Genomic DNA, 22,069 nt, shown 5'->3' with positions numbered 1-22,069 from the left:
CGCGACAGCGCCGTCCCGCCCGTTCTTCCCGTGCCGCGCGGCCTCAGCCGTACGGGGGTGAAGCCACCGGCCTCAGCTATAGCGGGCCGCCCGGCGGCGGCGCGAGGCTTCGGTCACGTCCGGGACCACTCCGGCCCCGGCGCCCGGGGTCAGATTCCAGCCACGGATCTTGGCGGCGACCTGCGACAGACGCGCGTCGCCGGGACGTACGCCGAGGTAGAAGAGCCCTTCCTGCGGACGGCGGTCGTCCCCGCCCCAGCGGACGACGCCCTCGGTGTCGGCCAGGATGTCGCGGATGGCCAGTTCCTGCCCCGCGGAGAACGCGCCCCGCACGCCCGCCGGGTAGGAGCCCGGCCGGATGACGACGGCGGTGCCGGACGCCTGGTTCGACTCGGGGCGCCGACTGTCCCGTACGCCGGAGGGCGCCACCCAGCCCAGCAACGGCCGCGGTTGCTCGTCCGCGCCCAGGGCGTCCACCTCGTAGTGGAAGCGGCGGATGACATGGACCAGGACCGTCTCCACGTCGCCCATGCGCAGCGCGACGGTCAGTCCCGTACCGGCCACGGGACAGGTGACGATGTCACCGTCGTCGTCCACGGCCTTCTGCATCTCCCAACCGTTGGCGGACGGACGGCCGGTGGCCAGACGTCGGCGGCGGGCCTCGGCGCGGCGTATCGCCTCCTTCAGCTCCTCGTTGGTCGGCGGCTTCGCGGACGGCTTCGGTGTGGCGTCCTTGAGCGCCGTCGGCGCGGCTGCCGCGGGCGTCGACAGGAAACCGGTGGTGGTGAGGCTCGCGGCGGCGATGACACCGGTGGCGAGGGTGGCTCTGCGGGTGATGCCGGAGTTGCTCAACGACTCGACCTTTCTTCCCTGTTGTCGTGCGTTGCTGTCATGCGTTGCTGTCGTGCGTTGCTGTCGTGCGTTGCTGTCGTGCGTTCCAGTGGTGCGTGCCACGACTGACTGCGTGAGTGCCATGACCGACTGCGTGCGTGCCATGACCGACTGCGTGCGTGCCATGGCTGACTGCGGATCCGTCAGAGCCCGCGGATCGCGAAGTTGTACTTCTCGAAGATGGCGTAGAGCGGCATACGCTCCGCCGCGTGCGCCTCCGCCTCGGAGCCGAAGCCCTGGTACCGGCGCAGGACCTCGTAGATCTCCGTCTCGGTGTAGTCGAGGGCCGGGCGCCGGATCGGCGTCTCCTCGTGGTCACCCGCCTTTCCGTCGGCCCCCCAGATGTGCATGTGCGGCACCGTGCTCAGGTTGAAGACGTTGTCCTGGTTGACCTTCTGCCACATGGCCCAGCGGTCGCTCTCGGACGTCGCGTCGAGGATGGTGCCCTCAAGCAGCCCCGACCGGATCGAGTTGTTGCGCGCCAGAATGCAGGTACGACCGGAAATCTTGGCGATACCGGTGCTGCTGTCGACCAGTCGCTCGACGACGGGAAAGTCCTGGGCCCAGTCCGGAAGGTATCCGGAGTGGTAGAACCAGACCCCGGCGTCCTCGATCAGGTCCTTCTGGCTGTAGTGGCAGAACTCCCAGAAGGCCGAGGTCTGGATGAGCGCCTTGCGCATACGGTACCTACGCGCCGCCGAGGTGATCAGGGCGTCGTAGCTGATGATCGTCTCCAGGCATTCCTGGAGGGTGTAGATGCGCTCTCCCCCGGGCTTGCCGATCGACGCCATATAGTCCTGGACTTCCTGTAGCAGGGAAGGCCACAGGTCGATGTCGAAGCCGATGTCGAGTTTCGTGGTGGACGAGGGGTAGAAGTCGCCCTGTCCGGTGTCCCGCCCCGAGGCGATGTTGTTGTCGATCTCGATCTGTCCGTCACCGGAGCCGACCGTCTTGGTCACGATCTGGTCGAAGGACCAGTTCTCGGGCATCGGATAACCGAGGTTCCCGGAGAACCCGGACGACATGTCCGAAACGAAGCTGGCGTCCGCGTAGCCCGCCTCGGAAATACGTGAACAGGCGTTACGAGGCCCGTAGACCCCGATTTTGTACGGGCTGCCCAGCTTGTCCATCTGCTGCCTGACGCTCTGGAAGTACGGCAGGATGTACGACGTGACTTCCTCGTCCACGGCGTCGTAGTCGACGGCGAAATAGATACGCGCGCCCGGCTTGAACCCGTGTTCCTCCGCTTTGTACGAGGCGGTCAGACAGTCCGTGACCCCTTGCTCGGGACTGTAGTAGTCGACCGAACGCGCCCACGTCTGGTAGATGGGGAAACAGCGCAGCCCGTATTCCTTGATGGTCGCGAGTTCGCCCGGCTGGATCTCCTTCTCCGGCAGGGAGGTGGAGGAGGGGTTGTAGAGGTACCGCCCCACGTACTTGTAGCCAGCCGCCTTCAGGGCCTGCGCCCGCGCGGGCGTGATTTTCGTGACGCCGTCACACGCCTCGCCCTGCCGGGTCTGGTCCCCGTACGACACGAGCAGCGCGGCCCAGGTCGGGAAGTCCCCCTGCCCGGTCACACCGAGCTTCATGAACGACTGGAACGTGCTGACGCTGCTGGCCAGCGACGAGGTGAAGGTGCTGGTGAACGAGACGGGGCGCTTGTTGAGCACCATCGCACCGCTGAACAACTGCACCCACACCCCGGACGACCCGGTCGACACCGTGTGGCTCTTCAGCCCGGACTGGGTTCCCGGGCCGAATACCCCGTTGGCGACGCCGTCGGCCATACCCAGCTCGTACTGAATGGCGAAGAGCATCGACTTCGCGACGTCACGGGAGTGGTGGCCGTCGCAGGGAATGATGTAGTAGTCCTTGCGCAGGACATAGCGCCCGTTCAGCCACTGCTGAATGGAGCGGATGGTCTCCGAGCCGTTGTTGACGGTGACATAGGCGTCCATGTTCAGCAGGCCCTTGACCACCTTCGGCCACAGGGAAGTGCCGGGATAGGTGCCGCTGACGCCCATGTTCGCGTTGAGCTGCGCCACCGCCGCCTTGACGCGGTCGTTGTAGGTGCCGTCGATCTCGCCGCCGTCGTAGCCCTTGCAGTAGAGCGCCGACTGGATGATGCGGCAGAAGTTCGCCGACGGGATCGTGGTCTCGTCGAGCTTTCCGTACTTCTCCTGGAGGGTGGCGAGCGTGGTCGGGCCGAAGTTGTTCGACAGGGAGGAGATGCCCATCTCGTACTGCAGGGCTCGCGTTAGCGCATACATGACAACCCAACCGGTACGACCGTTCTCCTCCAGCTTCGAGATACCGAGCGTGGCGCCATTCCCGTAGGTGGTGTTGATGAATCTCTGAGCACGCAGCACCATCTCGTCAGCCATCGGTTTCCTTCCTCTCAGATGGAATTCATCACCAAGAGGAGGGCATGGGAAACGCCCGGTGACGGCCATAACGGCCCACCGAGTCAGCCTGGATGACTGGATTCCCGGATCACTGGATTGCTGGATCACTGGATCTGGATCAAAATTCAGGGATATGGGAAACCCCGAGCCCCCCTCGCGGTCAGTAAAAACCTAGATCATCTAGGGGTGGCACGAGAAGAACCCCAGTCCACCGAAAAAACAAAGGCCGAATCCCGTCGACGGCGACGACCCACAGGAATACTTCTCCGAGGTGCGTGTACTGTGTACGTACCGGACGAATTCCCCACCAGTACATCACCACGCATCACTGTGCACTACCGCGCGGTCACCCAAAGCGCACGGCGTTCGGGGCCGTAAAAGCCCCGTGGGCCGCCGCGTATACCGCGGCGACCCACGAGATCACGCCAGTTGTGCTGACGCACTCAGCGAGCCAGCAGCCTCTTCACGGTCGCCGCGACCCTGCCGCCCTCGGCCAGACCGGCCACCTTCGGGTTCACGATCTTCATGACCGCACCCATGGCCCGCGGCCCCTCGGCGCCCCCGGCCTTGGCCTCCTCGACGGCCTGGGCGACGATCCGCTCCAACTCCTCGTCGCTGAGCTGCTTGGGCAGGTACGCGGCGAGCACCTCGCCCTCCGCCTTCTCCCGCTCGGCGCTCTCGGCACGACCACCCTGCGCGAAGGCGTCCGCGGCCTCCCGCCGCTTCTTCGCCTCCTTGGTGATCACCTTGAGGACCTCGTCGTCGGACAGCTCCCGCTTCTCCTTGCCCGCGACCTCCTCCTTGGTGATCGCGGCGAGCGTCAGCCGCAGCGTCGAGGAGCGCAGCTCGTCACGCTCCTTGATCGCGGCGTTGAGGTCATCGTGCAGCTTCGACTTGAGCGTGGTCATGGGGTCGATTGTCGCAGGTGTGGACGTCCGTACGCCCGCTGGTTTTCGCACTGGTGGCCGGGCATGTGCCGGAGTGCCCCTAGGGGTCAGCGGGGGAAACATCGGGGGACCGCCGGACGCGGCACGGCGACCCGGTCTGACACGATGGAGACATGCGCGCGCGATACAAGGTTCCCCTGGGCATCACGGCGGTCGCAGCCGCCGGTCTCGTCTACTCCGCGGGTTTCGAAACCCGCTCGTTCCGCCTCCGCCGGGTCACGGTCCCGGTGCTGCCCTCGGGTATGCGCCCGCTGCGCGTACTGCACGTCTCGGACATCCACATGGTCAGCGGCCAGCGCAAGAAGCAGCGGTGGCTGCGCTCGCTGGCCGGGCTGCGCCCCGACTTCGTGGTCAACACCGGCGACAACCTGTCCGACCCCGAGGGCGTGCCGGAGGTCCTGGACGCCCTCGGCCCCCTGATGGACTTCCCGGGCGCCTACGTCTTCGGCTCCAACGACTACTACGGCCCCACCCTGCGCAACCCCGCCCGCTACCTCCTCGAGAAGGTCCAGGGCCGCCACGGGCTGAACGGCAACCCGCCCGTCGTAGGCGCCGTCCACAACCCGTGGGAGGACCTGCGGGACGGCTTCGACGCGGCGGGCTGGCTGAACCTGACGAACACCCGCGGCACGCTGAAGATCGAGGGTGTCTCGGTCGAGCTGACGGGCGTGGATGACCCGCACATCAAGCGGGACCGCTACGAGGAGGTGGCCGGAGGCCCGTCATCCTCCTCGGACTTCTCCATGGGCGTGGTCCACGCCCCGTACCTCCGCGCCCTGGACGCCTTCACGGCCGACGGCTACCCCCTGATCCTCGCCGGTCACACCCACGGCGGTCAGCTCTGCATCCCCTTCTACGGCGCCCTGGTCACCAACTGCGACCTGGACACGGACCGGGTGAAGGGCCTGTCCACGCACACGGCGGAGAACCGCACGTCGAACCTGTACGTCTCGGCAGGCTGCGGCACGAGCCGCTACACCCCGGTCCGCTTCGCCTGCCCACCGGAGGCGACACTGCTGACGCTGGTCGGCGCGGAGTAGCCGGGCTGCGGGAGCTGGTGACTGGGGAGTGGCACGTTGCGGAAGCTGGTCGCCGGGGAGTGGCACGCTGCGGGAGCTGGCCGCCGGGGAGTGGCCACGTAGCTGACGTAGATCGTCAGGTACTTAACCTGAACAGCCCGCCCACATCGCCAAAAACACCCATTCTCCCTACTTTGGGGGCATGACCGCCCCCATCCCCAGGGACATGCCGGACATCCCCGCGATCCCGGGCGTGCCCGGCCTGCTCCCCGCCCCAGTCCCCGCCTCGGCGGTGATACCCCCGGTACGCCGCCCGGTGACGGCCACCCTCCGCCTACTGACGGCCTTGACGGCGGCAGCGGCGCTAGTGCTGTCGCTCCTGCACGGCACGCCGCTGACGGTACTGAGCCTGTTCTCCGTCCAGAGCACGGTCCTGCTGGCCCTGGTTCTCGCCCTGTCGGCCCGCCGCTCCTGGACCGCCCGGCGCCCCCTCCCCGCCGCCCTCACCGGCGCGACGCTCCTCTACGTCACGATCGGCGCCCTGGCCCACCACCTGCTGCCGACCCCGACGCTGACGATCACCGCCCCGACGTCCTGGCAGTCCACTCTCGCCGACCACCTGATCCACACGGCCCTCCCCTTGGCGGCCCTCCTGGACTGGCTCCTGCTCACACCCCCGGCCCGCCTGCACCTCCGCAAGGCCAGCACCTGGCTCCTGTACCCCTTGGCCTACCTGGCCTTCACCGTCGTACGCGGAGAACTGCTCCCGGTCCCCACCCCCGACCGCTACCTCTACCCCTTCCTCGACATCGCCGCGCACGGCTACAAGAGCACCCTCGGCAACGCCCTCCTCCTGGGCCTCGCCTGTTACGCCCTCGCCGTCCTCCTCGTCGCCCTCGACCATCTCCGCCCGAACCCGATCCGCTCCCCCGCCAAAACCGGATTTCGTCTCCAGCCACCGGTGGGCTAAAGTAAACGTCGTCGCCGCGACAGCAGCGACGATCGGGGTGTAGCGCAGCTTGGCAGCGCGCTTCGTTCGGGACGAAGAGGTCGTGGGTTCAAATCCCGCCACCCCGACGCTGGTCAGAGGGCCAATCGCGTGATCGCGGTTGGCCCTTTGTCGTGTTTGGGGGCCGGCGCGATCCGGCGTCGGGACTCGCAGTCGCCTCGGGAACAGTCGGTGCGGTCGGTGCTGTTGGGTCAGTGAGGGACCGGTGTTGTACGGGTGGGGGCTCGGGGGTTATGGGGTCGTCTGCCCGGCGGGGACCGGGTCCCGGGAGCGCGGTATGTGTGCCGCGGGCTCGGAACACGACGTACTTCTGCAGGAGGACTGCTTGATGACTGACCGGCCCTTGACGCTCATGGCGGTGCACGCTCACCCCGATGACGAGGCGACCGGGACTGGAGGGGTGCTCGCGCGGTATGCGGCGGAGGGCATCCGGACGGTTCTCGTGACGTGTACCGACGGGGGGTGCGGTGACGGTCCGGGGGGCGTCAAGCCGGGTGAGCCCGGGCACGATCCCGCGGCCGTCGCCTTGATGCGTCGTCAGGAGCTGGAGGCCAGCTGTGGTGTGCTGAAGGTCAGCGATCTGGAGATGTTGGACTATGCCGACTCCGGGATGATGGGGTGGGCGAGTAACGACGCGCCCGGGGCCTTCTGGCAGACGCCCGTGGAGGAAGGTGCCGCCCGGCTCGCGGAACTCATGCGGCACTACCGGCCCGATGTGGTCGTCACCTATGACGAGAACGGCTTCTACGGACATCCCGACCACATCCAGGCGCACCGCATCACGATGGCGGCGCTGGAGATGATCACGCTGACGCCGAAGGTCTACTGGACCACGGTGCCCCGCTCGGGGATGCGGCGGTTCGGGGAGATCATGCGCGAGTTCCAACCGGACATGCCGGAGCCGGATCCCGCGGAGGTCGCCGCGATGGCCGAGATCGGGCTCCCCGACGACGAGATCACCACGTGGGTGGACACCACCGCCTTCAGCGACCAGAAGTTCGACGCCCTCGCCGCGCACGCCAGCCAGGGCGAGAACATCTTCTTCCTCAGGATGGGCAAGGAGAGGTTCGGCGAGTTGATGGGCGTGGAGACCTTCCTACGGGTCCAGGACCCCACCGGCGCGGCCGTACCGGAGAACGACCTCTTCGCCGGGTTGCGCTGACTCGCCCCCTGTTCTGACTCGGTTGTTCTGAATCGGTTGTTCTGAGTCGCCTGTTCAGGCTTACTCCTCCGGCTCCCAGTCCCGCAGGAGGTCGATCACCCCTGCGTCGCCGGTGATCTGGATCGCGGACGCTGGGAGGCGGCCGTACATGAAGAGGACCAGGTCGCTGGCGGTGCCGTGGAGGGTGGCGCCGGGGGTGGTCGGGGGAGTGGTGGTGAGGGGGGTGGGGTGGGCGCCGGTGGGGTCGAGGGTGAGGCGCCAGGCGCGGGGGGTGGGGGTGTGGAAGTCCAGGGTGGTGGGGGTGTGGGGCCAGGCCGCTGGGGTCGCGCAGCAGGTGGACAGGAACTCGTCCATGCCGTCCAGGGCCAGGGCGTCCGGCAGGGGGCGCGGGGCGTTGAGGGTGAGCTGGGTGTCGTAGGTGTGGACCGCGGTCTCCTGGACGCGGTGGCGGGCCACCGCGCCGGAGGTCTGGGGGGAGCGGGAGGCCGCCCACCACGTCCAGCAGCCGCGGTCCGGGCCTGACTGGCGCAGGGCGGCCAGCAGTGCGTTCGTCGACTCCGTCAGCCAGGAGAGCAGGGCCTCGCGGTCGCGGGGGGCGGAGACCGCGGCGCGGGCCGCCACGGCGGCGGGCTGTGGGACGTCCGCCGGGCCCGCGTCGACTATCGCGGCCCAGAAGCGGTCTCCCCCGCCCAGGTGCTGGACCAGGTCGAACAGCGTCCAGTCGGGGCAGGTCGGCACCTGGGCGTCGAGGTCGGGCGCGGCGGCGACCGCGGCGCGGAAGGCGGTCGACCGCTCGTCCAGCATCCGCAGCAGGTCGGAGAACTCAAGTGTTGTGGCCACACCGGGTGTCTATCACCGTGCCCCGGCGGGCCGACAGCGATTTCGGGGCCCCCAGGCGCGGGTGCCCGCGGTGGACTTGAGGGTGGGCTGCCGAGGCGGACTCGGGGGTGGGCTGAGCGTGCGAAGCTGTCTTGGCCGGAGCAGGTATTCGGGTGGGTGGGGCGTTAGGGTTGCTGGTGGGTTCCTCGCTGTGTCTCCCTTTCGAAGGTCTTATGCCTGAGCAGAAATCTCCTGGTGCCGGAAGTCTCGATGACGACGACTACCCCGCCTACACCATGGGGCGCGCCGCCGACGTCCTCGGGGCCACGCCCGCGTTCCTGCGGGCCGTGGGGGAGGCCGGGCTGATCACTCCGCTGCGGTCGGAGGGCGGGCACCGGCGCTATTCGCGTCGGCAACTGCGGATCGCCGCGCGGGCCCGGGAACTCGTCAACCAGGGCACGCCCATCGAGGCCGCCTGCCGCATCCTCTCCCTGGAGGACCGGCTCGGGGAGGCCCTCCGCGAGAACGACGAGATGCGGCGGAAACTGGGCGACGGGGACCACGAAAACTAGTTTCGCTGGTGTAGGAATTCCTGTCGCCCACGCGTGAGGTATTTGATTGGCGTGGGGGTTTCCGTGGCGCTGTGTTAGCGTGATAGCAGTTGCAGTTTTGGTTACGTCTTTCTCTCTGGAGGGGTGATCAACGCGGCGACTCGGTGTTCGCAAAGTGCGGATTCCGGCAGGCCCCAAAGGGAGATTCAATATGGCATCTGGCACCGTGAAGTGGTTCAACGCGGAAAAGGGCTTCGGCTTCATCGAGCAGGACGGCGGCGGCGCTGACGTGTTCGCCCACTACTCGAACATCGCCACCTCCGGCTTCCGCGAGCTTCAGGAGGGCCAGAAGGTGAACTTCGACGTCACGCAGGGCCAGAAGGGCCCGCAGGCCGAGAACATCGTTCCCGCCTGACGCTGACGCAGCCGGGGCTCGCGCTTTGTAGCGCGGGCCCCGGTTTTGTTTTTCCGCCCACCCCGCTGTACCACCCACCCCGCTGTACCGCCCACCCCGCTGTACCGCCCGCCCCACCTCACGCGCGGCGCGGCAGTCTGATCTCGTCCAGGGACACCCGCATCGCCGCCCTCGCGCGCGTGAACCAGTCCGCCAGTACGGCGATCTCGTCGTCCGTGTAGTCGGCGAAAAGGGCGCCCAGACGCTCGTAGAGAGGGCCGTAGACCTCGCAGACGCGTAACTGGGCGGCGTCCTCCAGGACCGCCCAGACGCGGCGGCGGTCGCTGGGGTCGTGCTCGCGGCGGATGTAGCCCGCCTTCTCCAGGCGGTTGAGTACGCCGGTCACCGCGCCGGTCGTCAGGCGGGCGCGGGCCGCCAGTTCGCCCGCGCCGAGGCGGTCGCCCGCCGTGCGCGCCTCGAAGAGGAGCCCGAGGCAGGTGAGGTCCGTGACGTTCAGACCGAAGCGGGCCGCGATGTCCTGCTGGCCGAACTGGGCCAGCGCGATCATCCGGTCCATCGCGTACAGCGTCTCCTCGGGCGTCGCCGCCGGGCGGGTCCTGCTCTTCATCATCGCGCGCTCACCGCACCTCACACACCAGACGGAACCGCACCTTCCGGCACCGGTCCCTCCCCTCGTGGGGACCGGTACCGAAAGGTGCGGGTGTTGGGGTCCGTACCGGGTCGGCGTCACGGCACGGACCATCGGAGGGGCGCGGGCGCCCCGGACGGGGACACGGTGATCGATTTCTCGTCACCGTGCCGTCACTCGGTGCTACTACGTTCGGATCCTGCCACCCGGTGGCTTGGATGAGGAGGTTCCGGTGTCCGGAACCCCGTTTCGGCGCAGGTCAGGCGTATAGGGTGAGTTTTCCGGTCCGGATACTCGGGTGCAGGTGCAGATGCCGAGAAAGTGAGGGGTGGGGGCCTTGGGTTCCGACTCGGGGGCACGTTCGGTCTTCGCGGAGCGTCTCGCGCTGCTCTACAAGGAGGCCGGAAACCCTCCCCTCAAGCGGGTTTCCGAGGCCGTCGGCCGGTTACAACGCGTCGACGAGCGGGGGCGTCCCGTACGGGTCTCGGCGCAGCGGATCAGTGACTGGCGGCGGGCGCGGAACGTACCGGCCCAGTTCGCCGCGCTCACCGCGGTGCTGCAGGTCCTCATCCCCGACGCGCGTCGGCTGCGGCCCACGCCCGTGGCGCCGGGGCTGTACGACCTCGGGCAGTGGCAGCGGCTGTGGGAGGCCGCCGTCGGGAACCCGACCGCCGCCGACGTCACCGCCGAGGAGGGCGACCAGGAGCGGGACGCCCCCGCCGTACCCGCGGGGGTCTGCCCCTACCGCGGGCTCGCCTGCTACCGGCAGGAGGACGCCCGGTGGTTCTTCGGGCGGGCCCGCGCCACCGGGTCGCTGCTGCGCCAACTGTGCGCGGCCGAGGGCGACGGCGGGCTCGTGATGCTCGTCGGGGCGTCCGGCGCCGGGAAGTCCTCCCTGCTGAACGCCGGGCTGGTGCCCGCCCTGCGGGACGCCGGACGGGACTTCGTGCAGTTCGTGCCCGGCGGGGACCCCATCAAGGAGCTGACCCGGCGCATACCCGGCTTCGGGGACATACCCGAGATCGCTGACGTAGCCGAACTCGTGGAGATATCCGACCTCACCGGTTTCGCGGAGGCGTCCGAGACCGGCCTCGCGGAGCGGGCGTCCGAAGCCCCCGGCGCTCCCAGTCCGCTCGTCGAGGACATCGAGCGGCGCGCCCGTGCCGCCGTCGCCGCCCTCTCCCCCACTTCCCCCCATCCGCCCGTCCTCATCGTCGACCAGTTCGAGGAAACCTTCACCCTCTGCTCCGACGAGGACGAGCGCCGCGCCTTCATCCGGCTGCTGCACACCGTCAGCACCCCCGGCGCCGGGGACCGCGCCGCCCCCGCCCTCGTCGTCCTCGGCATCCGCGCCGACTTCTACGAGCAGTGCCTGCGCTACCCCGAGCTGGCCGACGCGTTGCAGCACCGGCACATGGTCCTCGGCCCCCTGACCACCACCGAACTGCGCGAGGCGGTCACCGGCCCCGCCAAGGCGGTGGGCCTGGAGCTGGAGCCGGGCCTCGCCGAGCTGATCGTCCGCGAGGTCAGCGCCGACGGCCCGCGCGGCGCCCACGACGCCGGTGTGCTGCCGCTGCTGTCGCACGCGCTGCTCGCCACCTGGCAGCGCCGCAAGGCGGGACGCCTCACGCTCGCCGGTTACCGGGCGGCTGGCGGCATCCAGGGCGCCGTGGCGGCGACCGCCGAACGGGCCTGGTCCAGCCTCGACCCCGCCGCCCGCACCGCCGCCCGGCAACTGCTGCTCCGCCTGGTCAGGCTCGGTGAGGACACCCAGGCCACCCGCAGGCGCGGCACCCGGCGGCAGTTGGCGGCGGAGTCGACGGACCCGGGCAAGACGGAGGAGTCGCTGGAGGCGCTGGTCAGGGCGCGGCTGGTGACGCTGGACGCGGAGACCGTGGAGATCACCCACGAGGCGCTGCTGCACGCCTGGCCCCGGCTGCGGGGCTGGATCGACGAGGACCGCGGCGGCCACCTGCTGCGACAGCGGCTCGAGGAGGACGGCCGGTCCTGGGAGGACGGCGGCCGGGACAGCGCCCTGCTGTACCGGGGCTCCCGGCTTGAGCAGGCGCACGCGTGGGCCAGGTCCGCCGGGGACACCTCCCTGACCCGCAGCGCCGGGGAGTTCCTGGCCGCGTCGGTACGGCACCGGCGCCGCACCCTGGTGATCACCCGGGCGGCGGTGGCGGCCCTGGTGGTGCTGTCGGTGCTCGCGGTGAGCGCGGCGGTGATGGCCTGGCGGGAACGGGACGACGCGGTGTTCGAGCAGGTCGTCGCGGAGGCGGACCGGGTGCAGGACTCCGACCCGTCGCTGTCCGCGCAGATCGACCTGGTGGCGCACCGGCTGCGGCCCGGCGACGCGGGCACCCGCAACCGCCTGGTCTCGATCGTCAACGCGCCCCTGGCCACCCCGCTGCTCGGCCACACCGGCGCCGTCTACCTCACCTCCTTCAGCCCCGACGGACGGCTGCTGGCCACCGCCAGCTACGACCGGACCGTACGGCTGTGGGACGTCGCCGACCCGAGCCGTCCGCGCGCCCTGGGCGCACCGCTCACCGGGCACCGCAGTTGGGTCAGCACCGCCGTGTTCAGCCCGGACGGCCACACCCTCGCCAGCGCCTCCGACGACGGGACGATCCGGCTGTGGGACGTGACCGACCCCGCGCACCCGCGTCCGCTCGGGGAGCCGCTGACCGGGCACGAGGGCACGGTGTACCTGCTGGCGTTCGGCCCGGACGGGCGCACCCTGGCCTCCGCCAGCGAGGACCGCACCGTACGGCTGTGGGACGTCACCGACCCCCGCGACGTCACGCCGCTCGGGGAGCCGCTCACCGGGCACACCGCCGCCGTCCGCTCGGTCGCGTTCAGCCCGCGGGGCGGGACGCTGGTCGCCGGGGACGACGACGGCGCCCTGCGGCTGTGGGACGTCCGTGAGCCGCGCCGCCCGCGGGCGCTGCCCGAGCCGCCCGCCGGGCACACCGACACCGTGCACTCGGTGGCGTTCAGCCCGGACGGCCGCACCCTCGCCACCGGCGGCTCCGACGACACCGTACGGCTGTGGGACGTGACCGACCGGCGGGAGCTACGGCCCCTGGGGGCGCCCCTGATGGGGCACCACGGGCCGATCTGGTCGGTGGCGTTCAGCCCGGACGGCGCCATGCTCGCCGCGGCCAGCGCGGACAGCACGGCGTCGCTGTGGAACGTGAGCGACCCGGGCTACCCCTCGCAGGTCGGCGAGCCCCTCGCGGGCAGCAGCGGGGAGATGTACGCCCTCGGCTTCAGCCCCGACGGGCGCACCCTCGCCACCGGCAGCGGGGACGGCAAGGTCCGGCTGTGGTCGATACCGACCACGGACATGATCGGCCGCGGCGGGGTGTTCCGGCCGGACGGGCAGGTGCTCGCCACGGCGGCGCGCGACGGGCGGCTGCGGCTGTGGGACGTCCGGGTCCCGCACCGGCCGCGGTCGCTGAGCGGGCCGTTCATGTCCGGCGACGGCGGCTGGCGGGCGCTGGCCTACTCCCCCAACGGCCGGATCCTCGCCGTACTGATCGACAACCGCGCCATCCAACTGTGGAACGTCACCGATCCCCGCCGTCCCGTCCCCTACGGGTCGCCGGTCGCCCTGAGGACCCGGTTCTCCGGCCCCGACGCGCTCGCCTTCAGCCCGGACGGCCACACCCTGGCGACCGCCTGGACCGACCGCACCGTACGGCTGTGGAACGTCACCGACCCGACCCGGCCGCGTCCCCTCGGCACGCCCCTTACGGGACACAAGGGCTTCGTGAACGCGCTGGTGTTCAGCTCCGACGGGCGCACCCTGGCCAGCGGCGGCGCCGACCACACCGTACGGCTGTGGAGCGTCGCCGACCCGCGCCGCGCCGGGCCGCTCAGCGCGCCGCTCCGCGGGCACCGGGGGCCCGTCAACGCGCTCGCGTTCAGCCCGGACGGGCGCACCCTCGCCAGCGGCAGCGACGACAGCACCGTACGGCTGTGGGACGTCGACACGCCCGAGCCGCTCACCACCCTTACGGGGCACACCGAGGCCCTGGTCTCGCTGACCTTCAGCCGGGACGGGCGGACCCTCGCCAGCGGCGGCAACGACAACACGGTGCGCCTGTGGAACGTCGCCAGCCCCGCCCACGCCGGGCCCATCGGGCGGTCGATGAGCCCGAACGCCCGCACCGGCAACTTCCTTTCCTTCAGCCCCAAGACCGACATGCTGGGGGTGTCCAGCGGCACCGACACCGTGCGGCTGTGGGACCTCGACGTCGACGAGGCCGTCCGCCGCGTCTGCGCCACGACCCGGGGCGTGCTCACCAAGGAGAAGTGGGAGGAGTACCTGCCCCGCCTCTCCTACGACCCGCCGTGTGACGGGTGACGCGTCCGGGCTCCCACGCGGCACGCCGCCTTGTTAGTCTTGGTTCAGCCCGATCGCTGGTGTATCCCCCGTCGCCAGCGATCGGGCGCTTTCGTGCCCGGCACCCTAGGGTGATCACGAAGGTGACCGTCCGAGGGATCGGAGCGCCCGTGACCCAGCAACCTGACGAGCGGCGCACCCGCAGCATCCGTGACAACCGCCGCCACCAGTGGGAGAAGGACCGGGCCCGGCAGCCGGAGGCCCTGCGCAGACGCACCGGGGCGACCGAGCGGGAGACCGGGCTCACCTCCCAGGACCTCGTCTTCCACGCCGCCTACCGGCGGGTCGAGGCGGACGGCGATCTCGCCGACGTCTTCGGGGTGCCCCCGGGAACTCCCCTACTGGAGCGCACCCACCGCACCCGGTGCGCCGTCGAGTGCTCCCCCCTCAGCCTCATCACGTCGTACCTGCGCCACGACCTGATCGCCGCCAACCCCGCCCTCCTGGACGCGGCCAACGAGCCGTGGCCGGGCGGCACGCAGAGCCAGTTGCACACGGTCGGCATCGAACTCGACCGCATCGAGGAGCGCCTCACCGCCCGCTCCCCGACCCCCGGCGAGACCCAGCGGCTCAGGCTCCCGCCCGGCACACCGGTCATCGCGCTCCGCAAGATCTCCTACGACGTCCAGGACCGCGTCGTCGACGTCACCGACGTGACGCTGCCCGGGGACCGGGTGGAGCTGCGCTTCACGACGCCGCTGGAGAGGTGGTGAGCGGCTCGGGCTCCGCGCCCTCGGGTGCCTCCGCCGCCGTCTCGTCGTCGTCCCGTGCCAGCGACGGGTCCGTCGCGCCCTCCGGCTTGATGCGGATGATGACGCCAGGGTAGGTGATGGCCGGGAGGATGTTGTGCCACAGGATGGCGACCCGGCCGCGCAGGTCGGTGCGCTTGGTGATGGCCTCCGAGACCAACTGCACGCCGGTGAAGGCGGAGACGATGAACTCGGCCGTCTCCTCCGAGTTCACCTGCGGCAGCACCTCGCCCGCCTCCTTGGCCTCCGTCAGCAGCCGCGCCACCAGGTCGAACCACTCGCCCCAGGGGTGCACGCCGTTCAGGAAGACGCCCTCGATCGACAGCCGGGTACCGGCGCGGGCGAGCGGGTCGTGGGCCAGGGAGTACGCGAACTGGTGGGTGATGTCCACCAGGGCCTGGAGCCGTGAACCGCTCTCCGGCACCCGCACCCGTGTGGTCTGTTCGTCCATGATCGCCTGGGCCAGCGACTCCTTGGACGGGAAGTGGAAGTACAGGGCGCCCTTGGTGACCTCGGCGCGGCGGAGGATCTCCGAGAGGGCGGCACGCTCGTAGCCGTAGTCGTCGAAGACGCTCGCCGCCGCCTCCACGATCGCGCGGCGCGTCTGGACAGCGCGGGCCTGCTTCGCCATTTCTCGTCCTCCACCGTCTCAAAGCTGTGCACCCGGGAGCTTACGCGACTACCCGGTTTGTTTTATCAGGAAACGATATTCGCTCCTTGCCGCCGACCCCCTCGACGTCTCGCGGGTTCCCACGGATATTCGTGACTTAAATCACACTATCGCGTCCCGCCATAAGAAACCGTTCGGCTGGTTTTTTGGCAGACTCCGTCTCCGAGAGCCTCCTCAAACGACCGCTCTTCACTGAGGGATACCGTATGACCGTGCTCAGTAGCGCCGTCCCGATCGTCACCGACCGGATCGTCCCGCCGCCGCAGATGACCATCCCTCAGCAGTACGTCCACCGCAGCGACGAGGCGGACGTGCTGCTCTCCCACTTCACCGCCGAGCGCGACGGCACCTTCCGGATAGCTGTGCGCTGGCCGCGCACCCACGCCCTGTTCGCACCCACCGGCGGCGGCCGGGGCAACCCGCTGCTGATGGCCGAGACCGTCCGCCAGTCCGGCGCCGTCGTCTCCCACGCGGTCTACGACGCCCCGCTCGACCAGCACTTCCTGCTGTGGAACCTGCGCTACGAGGTGCCCGACGACGTCTACGCCGCCGCCCTGCCGCTCTCCCCCACCGAGGCCGTCGTGCGCTGTGTCGACGTCCGGCTGCGCGGGCGCAAGCTGGCCGAGTTCGGGCTTGAGGTGAAGCTCTACCGGCGGTCCCTGCTGATCGGCCGCGGCGCCCTGCGCGCGACCTGTGTCACCGACGCCGCCTACCGCAGGCTGCGCCCGCCCCGGCCCCGGCCCCCCGCGACGGACCCGCTGCCCGCGCCCGTGCCGCCCGCCAGCGTCGGACGCGACCGCCCCGAGGACGTACTGATCGCCCCCACCGGCCGCCCCGGCGCCTGGTTACTGCGGGTCGACCGGGAGCACCCCGTCATCTTCGACAGCCAGTCCGACCACGTGCCCGGCCGCGCCCTCATCGAGGCGATGCGGCAGACGGCCACCGCGTTCACCGGCCGCGAGCGCGCCATCGCGCCCGCGCTGCACGCCGACTTCCACCACTACGTCGAACTCGACGCCCCCTGCGAACTCCTCGCCGAACCCGGCCCCACCGACCTCTCCCACGGCCGCACCTCGGTCCTCGTCACCCTGCGCCAGTCCGGCCAGACCGCCGCGACGGGCCTGGTCACCCTGGGCGCCGCCGACCGGGTGCCCGCGCCGTGACGGCCGACGGTCCCGTCGGCCCGGGCGGCGGCTCCCACGGGTCGACGGTCCCTGTGAGCGGGGGTGCGGGTTCCGCCGGGCAGGCCGTCCTCGTCAGCGGGGGCACCGGGTTCGTCGGTACGGCTGTGCTGCGTGCGCTGGCCGCCGACGCGCGGCTCGCCCCGGGCGCCGTCCGGGCGCTGGTGCGCCGGGTGCCCGCGCCGGAGCGGCGGGTCGCCGGGGTGACCTACCTGACCGGTGACCTCACCGACCCGCGCACCCTGCGCGGCACGTGCGACGGCGTACGGTCCCTGGTGCACTGCGCCTCCCTCATCAGCGGCGACGAGGCCGCCTGCACCGCCGTCAACGTCGACGGCACCCGGGCACTGCTGGCGGAGGCGGACCGGGCCGGGGTGCGGCGGACCGTCCAGCTCAGCACCACCGCCGTCTACGGCGCCGGACCCCACCGCGACCTGGCCGAGGACGCCGCGCCGACCGCGCCCGCCTCGCCCACCAGCCGGACCCGGCTGCTCGCCGAGAGCGCCGTGCGCGCCGCCGGAGGGGTCGTCGTCCGGCCGCCGCTCGTGTACGGGCCCGGTGACGTGTGGGTCGTGCCGCTCCTCGCCGAACTGCTGCGCCGGGTCCCCGCGTTGGTGGGCCACGGGCGGGCGCGGCTGTCCGTCGTCGCCGTGGCCGACCTCGGCCGGTTGCTCGCCACCCTCGCCCTCGACCCCGCCGCCGTACCGGAGGGGAGCGTGCACCACGCCGGGCATCCCGACCCCGTCACCCTGCGCGACCTGGTGCGGGAACTGGGGCGGACGGTGGGGCTGCCGGTGCCGGAGGACGGGCTCGACGTGGCGCCCTACCTGGAACGGCTGGCCGCGGTGCCGGGGCGGGCCAGCGCCCACCAGGCGCGGCTCCTCGCCGAGGACCGGTGGTACCGGTCGGACGTCTGGGCGCTTGCCGGGTGCCCGGTCGGCCCCGGCCTCGCGACCCGGCTGCGGGAGGCGGCGCCGTGGTACCGGGAGCGGCTCGCCGCCGCGGTGACGCCGGTCTAGGGGGCCTGGCCCGTCAGTCGCCGCCGCTCTCGTCGTACGGCTGGTCCGGCTCCGGCGTCGGCTCCGCCCGGATCACCCTCAGGAACGGGATCGGGCCGCCGTTCACGGGGTCCTCGGCGCGCTCGGGCGTGTAGGTGCCGGTGACCGTGAGCCAGGTGTCCGGTTGCAGCACCGGGGGAACGCCGCCCGTCAGCCCGACCTTGACCGGACGGGCGTCCGCCGCGCAGCAGTTGAGGGTCATGCGCACCAGGTACGGGGTGCCCGCGCCGTCCAGCGCCACGAACCCGGTGACCTCCACCGTGCGGCCCCGCAGGGTGCGGCCCCGGTCGTAGGCGGCGCGGCCCGCGTAGTCGGTCAGGCCGAGGCGCAGCGGGTCGGCGCCCTCGGGGAGGGCGGCGTAGCCGTGCGGTTCCTGGAGGGCCGTACCACTGTGCGTCGCGCTGTACGAGCCCAGCGCGGGCGGCGCTATGAGGATGAGGGTGAGCAGGGGAAGCAGCAGGAGCCAGGCGACCCGGGGCGCATGACCGTCAGGGGCGGCCTCCCGGCGGCCGTACCACACCGTCGCCACCGCCGCCGCGACGAGGACGGCGCCGCAGGCCAGCAGCAGCGGGCGCAGCCCCTCCCGCACGTACCGCAGGGCGAGGTCGGTGACGGCCGCGTGCGCCACCGCCGCGCCGAGCAGGAACAGCACCGCCGCCTGCGCGTGCCGGTTCACAGCAGCACCGCCCCGGTCAGCACCGACACCGCCACGGCGACGGCGAACGTGGCGGGCGCGAAGCGCAGCGCGAAGGCGCGGCCGAACGTGCCCGCCTGCATCGCGAACAGCTTCAGGTCGACCATCGGCCCCACCACCAGGAACGCCAGCCGCGCGGTCAGCGAGAACTGCGTCAGCGACGCCGCGACGAACGCGTCCGCCTCCGAGCAGATCGACAGCAGCACCGCCAGCACCGCGAGCGCCAGCACGGACACCACCGGATCACCGGCCGCCAGCCGCAGCCAGCCCTCCGGCACCACCGCCTTCAGCGTCGCCGCCGCGCCCGCCCCGACCACCAGGAAACCCCCCGCGTGCAGCACGTCATGCCGCACCGAACCCCAGAACGCCGCGCCCCTGCCCTGCCCCTCGTGGGCGTCCCGGGTCGGCAGCCGCAGCCACTCCGCGCGGCCCACCCGCTGCCACAGCCAGCCCATCACGCACGCCGCGACCAGCCCGGCGCCGAACCTGGCCAGCACCATCCGCGGCTCACCGGCGAACGCCACCGCCGTCGCCGTCAGCACCACCGGGTTGATCGCGGGCGCCGACAGCAGGAACGCCAGCGCCGCCGCCGGTCTCACCCCGCGCCGCACCAGCGCCCCCGCCACCGGCACCGACGCGCACTCACAGCCCGGCAGCACCGCGCCCGCCACGCCCGCCACCGGCACCGCCAGCGCCGTACGCCCCGGCAGGGCGCGGGCGAAGAACGACGGCGGCACGAACACCGCCAGCGCCGCCGACAGCAGCACCCCGAACACCAGGAACGGCAGCGCCTGCACCACCACCGCCACGAACACCGTCAGCCAGCTCTGCAGCACCGGCGCGGCCAGCGCCCGCCGCACCGGCGACTGGACCAGCAGCACCAGCAGCAGCGCGAGGACGAGCAGCAGGGAGGAGTCGACGCGCCGCTCCCCGCGCTGGGTTGCTTCCCGCTCGCTGACAGCCATGGTCCCGGCTCCTCCTGGATCGCCTCACCTCCCTTACGGCGGTCCACCGGCCGACGTTCAGTCAGCTCCTGGAACCATTGCCGCAGTTGGGGCAGTCTTTGCCGATGTGGGGAGCGTTCCGTATCAGGCAGGGCCGGGTGACACCGCCGCGCACATGGTGGTGTGCGGCGACGACGGGCTGGCGCACCGGCTCGCGGCCGAACTGCGCGGGGTCTACGGCGAGCAGGTGACGCTCGTCGTGCCGCCCTCCGGGCGCCGGGTGCGGCAGCCGGTGGTGGGCAGGGCGCGGGCCGCCTCCGCGGCGCTCCTCGACCGGATGGTCAGCGCCGCCGTCAGCCGGGCCGCGGGCACCAACGGCGCCGTCGTCCCGCCGGGCGAGGGCGCCGGGAACGAGCGGGTGCTGGAGGCCACCGAGCCCACCGAGGCCGTGCTCGCCGACGCGGGCGTGGAACGCGCCGCCGCGCTGGCCCTGGTGTACGACGACGACGAGACCAACATCCGCGCCGCGCTCACCGCCCGCCGCCTCAACCCCCGGCTGCGGCTGGTCCTGCGGCTGTACAACCGCCGCCTCGGCCAGCACATCGAAGCCCTGCTCGACCAGTCCGCCGCGCTCGCCACCGGCGACATGTCGGCGGCGGAACTCGACGCCTCCACCACCGTGCTCTCCGACGCCGACACCGCCGCGCCCGCGCTGGCCGCGACCGCCGTCGTCGGCACCAGCAAGGTCGTCCAGACCGACGGGCTGCTGCTGCGGGCGGTGGAGCGCACCCCGCCCGCGCCCGGCCAGGTCGCCGACCCCGGGCTGTGCACGCTGGCCCTGCTGTCGGCGACCAGCAGCGACCCGGCCGGTGCGGACGGCTCGGAGGGGAGCGGCGAGGGCGGGCCCCGGCTGCTGCCCGACGAGGACGAGATCGCCGCGGCCACCGGACGCGGCACGGTCGTCCTTGAGCAGGTCTCCTACACCGGCCCGCCGCAGTCGACGGGGCGCGGCCGGGGCGTCAGTGTCGTACCGCCCTTCGCCTCGCTGTTCTCGCGGCGGCTGCGCTGGTCGCTGGCGGGGCTCGCGGGCGCGGTGGGCGCGCTCACCGTGGCGCTGTCCCTGGTCACCGGCGACCACTTCCTGCACTCCGCCTACGAGACCCTGCTCGACCTGTTCTCCATCAACGACCCCGCCCTGAACGAGTCGCCGGGCCGTCAGGTCCTCCAACTCCTCGCGGGTCTCCTCGGACTGCTGCTGCTCCCCGTGCTGCTGGCCGCCGTACTGGAGGCGCTCGGCACCTTCCGCAGCGCCTCCGCCCTGCGCAAGCCGCCGCGCGGGCTCGCCGGGCACGTCGTGCTGCTCGGGCTCGGCAAGATCGGCACGCGGGTGCTGACCCGGCTGAAGGAACTCGACATCCCCGTGGTCTGCGTGGAGTCCGACGACGACGCCCGCGGTCTGGCCACCGCGCGGCGGCTGCGGGTGCCGGTCGTGCTCGGCGACGCCACCGAGGAAGGCGTCCTGGAGGCCGCCAAGATCCATCGTGCCCACTCCCTCCTCGCCCTGACGAGCGTCGACACCACCAACCTGGAGGCGGTGCTGTACGCCCGGTCGATCCGCCCCGACCTGCGCGTCGTGCTCCGCCTGTACGACGACGACTTCGCCACCGCCGTGTACCGCACCCTGCGGGCCGCGCACCCCGCGGCGCTCACCCGCAGCCGCAGCGTCACCCATCTCGCGGCGCCCGCGTTCGCCGGGGCGATGATGGGCCGCCAGGTGCTGGGCGCCATACCGGTCGAGCGGCGGGTGCTGGTCTTCGCCGCCCTCCAGGTGCGGGGCATCCCGCAGTTGGAGGGCAGGACCGTCGCCGACGCCTTCCGTGCCGGGCACTGGCGGGTGCTGGCCCTGGACGCGCTGGCCCCGGAGGACCGCCGCCCCGACCTGGCGAGCGCGCCGCCGCCCGACGCGCCCCGCGCCCACCCGCCCGCCTCCGGCCTGATCTGGGACCTCCCGTCCACCTACGTGCTGCGCGCCGAGGACCGCGTCGTCCTCGCCGCGACCCGCCAGGGCCTCGCCCAGCTAACGGGACGGCACCGGACGGCCCGCTGACGGGCGCGGGGCGCTCGGGCACACTGGCCGCATGGGCTTCGCCGTCGCCGTCACGCTTCCCGGGCTGGTGATCCTGCTCACCGCCATCGCCCTCGTCGACCAGTTGCTGCTGCACCTGGGCCGCGCCGGACTGCTGCCCTGGCGCAACGGCGCCCGGACCGGCCAGGTCTCCGCCACCGGCTTCGAGCAGTTGCACGGCGCGCTCTCCCCGGGCAAGCAGCACGAACTGAAGGAACGGCAGTCCGCGCTGCTGCTGCGCGACGACGACGAGGACGGGGCGCCGCCGCACCGCACGCGGGTGGACCTGGAGGGCGGGGTGGCGGTGGTCCGGCTGCCTCCCGCGTCCCCCGGACCCTCCGCGTCTCCCGTGCCTCCTGTGCCTCCCGCGTCCCCAGCACCCTGACGT

At 71.7% G+C, this 22,069-nt stretch carries 19 protein-coding genes and 1 tRNA gene; 12 read left to right on the top strand and 8 right to left on the bottom strand.

What is annotated here, in order from left to right; all coding sequences use genetic code 11:
- Nucleotides 1–72 precede the first annotated feature (72 nt).
- From ACFQZ6_RS19805 to ACFQZ6_RS19795, 3 genes are all read right to left on the bottom strand, one after another.
- Nucleotides 73–852 carry a hypothetical protein gene (locus tag ACFQZ6_RS19805; RefSeq protein ID WP_381611020.1) on the bottom strand — a complete coding sequence of 260 codons (780 nt, stop codon included), beginning with the start codon at nt 850–852 and terminating at the stop codon, nt 73–75.
- A gap of 182 nt (nt 853–1,034) precedes the next feature.
- Nucleotides 1,035–3,275, bottom strand: coding sequence for a glycoside hydrolase domain-containing protein (locus ACFQZ6_RS19800; protein WP_381611018.1), 2,241 nt, complete (start codon nt 3,273–3,275; stop codon nt 1,035–1,037).
- Between the two features lie 464 nt (nt 3,276–3,739).
- On the bottom strand, nt 3,740–4,204 hold the full coding sequence (locus ACFQZ6_RS19795; RefSeq protein WP_381611016.1) for a GatB/YqeY domain-containing protein: 465 nt from the start codon (nt 4,202–4,204) through the stop codon (nt 3,740–3,742).
- 152 nt (nt 4,205–4,356) lie between these two features.
- On the opposite strand from ACFQZ6_RS19795, the gene ACFQZ6_RS19790 reads away from it, so the two are divergent.
- The 4 genes from ACFQZ6_RS19790 (at nt 4,357) to ACFQZ6_RS19775 (ending at nt 7,433) form a co-directional block, all read left to right on the top strand.
- Complete coding sequence (locus ACFQZ6_RS19790; RefSeq protein WP_381611014.1) at nt 4,357–5,283, top strand: metallophosphoesterase; 927 nt, start codon at nt 4,357–4,359, stop codon at nt 5,281–5,283.
- Between the two features lie 181 nt (nt 5,284–5,464).
- The gene (locus ACFQZ6_RS19785) at nt 5,465–6,232 is read left to right on the top strand and encodes a Pr6Pr family membrane protein (RefSeq protein ID WP_381611012.1); all 768 of its coding nucleotides are present in this window, start codon (nt 5,465–5,467) and stop codon (nt 6,230–6,232) included.
- Between the two features lie 33 nt (nt 6,233–6,265).
- Nucleotides 6,266–6,339: transfer RNA gene (locus ACFQZ6_RS19780), tRNA-Pro, on the top strand.
- Nucleotides 6,340–6,599: 260 nt separating this feature from the next.
- Nucleotides 6,600–7,433, top strand: coding sequence for a PIG-L family deacetylase (locus ACFQZ6_RS19775; protein WP_381611010.1), 834 nt, complete (start codon nt 6,600–6,602; stop codon nt 7,431–7,433).
- Between the two features lie 60 nt (nt 7,434–7,493).
- On the opposite strand, the gene ACFQZ6_RS19770 is transcribed toward ACFQZ6_RS19775, so the two are convergent.
- The gene (locus tag ACFQZ6_RS19770; protein WP_381611008.1) at nt 7,494–8,273 is read right to left on the bottom strand and encodes a maleylpyruvate isomerase family mycothiol-dependent enzyme; all 780 of its coding nucleotides are present in this window, start codon (nt 8,271–8,273) and stop codon (nt 7,494–7,496) included.
- Between the two features lie 212 nt (nt 8,274–8,485).
- On the opposite strand from ACFQZ6_RS19770, the gene ACFQZ6_RS19765 reads away from it, so the two are divergent.
- Together ACFQZ6_RS19765 and ACFQZ6_RS19760 are read left to right on the top strand one after the other, a co-directional pair.
- A complete protein-coding gene (locus ACFQZ6_RS19765; RefSeq protein ID WP_381611006.1) occupies nt 8,486–8,824 on the top strand; it encodes a MerR family transcriptional regulator in 339 nt (112 codons plus the stop codon).
- A gap of 190 nt (nt 8,825–9,014) precedes the next feature.
- Entirely contained in the window at nt 9,015–9,218 is a 204-nt protein-coding gene (locus ACFQZ6_RS19760; RefSeq protein WP_010985872.1) for a cold-shock protein, read from the top strand.
- Nucleotides 9,219–9,336: 118 nt separating this feature from the next.
- Here the strand turns inward: ACFQZ6_RS19760 and ACFQZ6_RS19755 are convergent, their stop codons facing one another.
- The gene (locus tag ACFQZ6_RS19755; RefSeq protein ID WP_381611003.1) at nt 9,337–9,828 is read right to left on the bottom strand and encodes a MarR family transcriptional regulator; all 492 of its coding nucleotides are present in this window, start codon (nt 9,826–9,828) and stop codon (nt 9,337–9,339) included.
- A gap of 346 nt (nt 9,829–10,174) precedes the next feature.
- Between ACFQZ6_RS19755 and ACFQZ6_RS19750 the strand changes: the two genes are divergently transcribed.
- Nucleotides 10,175–14,221 (top strand): nSTAND1 domain-containing NTPase, encoded by a 4,047-nt coding sequence (locus ACFQZ6_RS19750; RefSeq protein ID WP_449334076.1) that lies wholly within the window; start codon nt 10,175–10,177, stop codon nt 14,219–14,221.
- A gap of 113 nt (nt 14,222–14,334) precedes the next feature.
- Nucleotides 14,335–14,973 (top strand): UTRA domain-containing protein, encoded by a 639-nt coding sequence (locus ACFQZ6_RS19745; protein WP_381618458.1) that lies wholly within the window; start codon nt 14,335–14,337, stop codon nt 14,971–14,973.
- On the opposite strand, the gene ACFQZ6_RS19740 is transcribed toward ACFQZ6_RS19745, so the two are convergent.
- Complete coding sequence (locus ACFQZ6_RS19740) at nt 14,948–15,640, bottom strand: ScbR family autoregulator-binding transcription factor (RefSeq protein WP_381610999.1); 693 nt, start codon at nt 15,638–15,640, stop codon at nt 14,948–14,950. The genes ACFQZ6_RS19745 and ACFQZ6_RS19740 overlap by 26 nt on opposite strands.
- A gap of 245 nt (nt 15,641–15,885) precedes the next feature.
- Here ACFQZ6_RS19740 and ACFQZ6_RS19735 point away from each other — a divergent pair, with 245 nt between their 5' ends.
- Both ACFQZ6_RS19735 and ACFQZ6_RS19730 read left to right on the top strand, forming a co-directional pair.
- Nucleotides 15,886–16,842, top strand: coding sequence for a ScbA/BarX family gamma-butyrolactone biosynthesis protein (locus ACFQZ6_RS19735; RefSeq protein WP_381610997.1), 957 nt, complete (start codon nt 15,886–15,888; stop codon nt 16,840–16,842).
- Complete coding sequence (locus ACFQZ6_RS19730; protein WP_381610995.1) at nt 16,839–17,879, top strand: NAD-dependent epimerase/dehydratase family protein; 1,041 nt, start codon at nt 16,839–16,841, stop codon at nt 17,877–17,879. Before ACFQZ6_RS19735 ends, ACFQZ6_RS19730 begins: the two co-directional genes overlap by 4 nt.
- A gap of 13 nt (nt 17,880–17,892) precedes the next feature.
- Here the strand turns inward: ACFQZ6_RS19730 and ACFQZ6_RS19725 are convergent, their stop codons facing one another.
- Nucleotides 17,893–18,594, bottom strand: a complete 702-nt coding sequence (locus ACFQZ6_RS19725) for a TIGR03943 family putative permease subunit (RefSeq protein ID WP_381610994.1) — start codon at nt 18,592–18,594, stop codon at nt 17,893–17,895.
- Nucleotides 18,591–19,577: a permease gene (locus ACFQZ6_RS19720; RefSeq protein ID WP_381610993.1), complete on the bottom strand. Its 987-nt coding sequence runs from the start codon at nt 19,575–19,577 to the stop codon at nt 18,591–18,593. Before ACFQZ6_RS19720 ends, ACFQZ6_RS19725 begins: the two co-directional genes overlap by 4 nt.
- Before the next feature lie 154 nt (nt 19,578–19,731).
- On the opposite strand from ACFQZ6_RS19720, the gene ACFQZ6_RS19715 reads away from it, so the two are divergent.
- Both ACFQZ6_RS19715 and ACFQZ6_RS19710 read left to right on the top strand, forming a co-directional pair.
- Nucleotides 19,732–21,663, top strand: a complete 1,932-nt coding sequence (locus tag ACFQZ6_RS19715) for an NAD-binding protein (RefSeq protein ID WP_381610991.1) — start codon at nt 19,732–19,734, stop codon at nt 21,661–21,663.
- Nucleotides 21,664–21,694: 31 nt separating this feature from the next.
- Nucleotides 21,695–22,066 carry a DUF6191 domain-containing protein gene (locus ACFQZ6_RS19710; RefSeq protein ID WP_381610989.1) on the top strand — a complete coding sequence of 124 codons (372 nt, stop codon included), beginning with the start codon at nt 21,695–21,697 and terminating at the stop codon, nt 22,064–22,066.
- Nucleotides 22,067–22,069: the final 3 nt, after the last annotated feature.

It is taken from the genome of Streptomyces flavalbus, assembly GCF_042674625.1.
Lineage (GTDB): Bacteria > Actinomycetota > Actinomycetes > Streptomycetales > Streptomycetaceae > Streptomyces > Streptomyces flavalbus.
The sequence above is the reverse complement of the archived record's forward strand: the minus strand, read 5'-3'. Positions and strand labels throughout refer to the sequence as shown.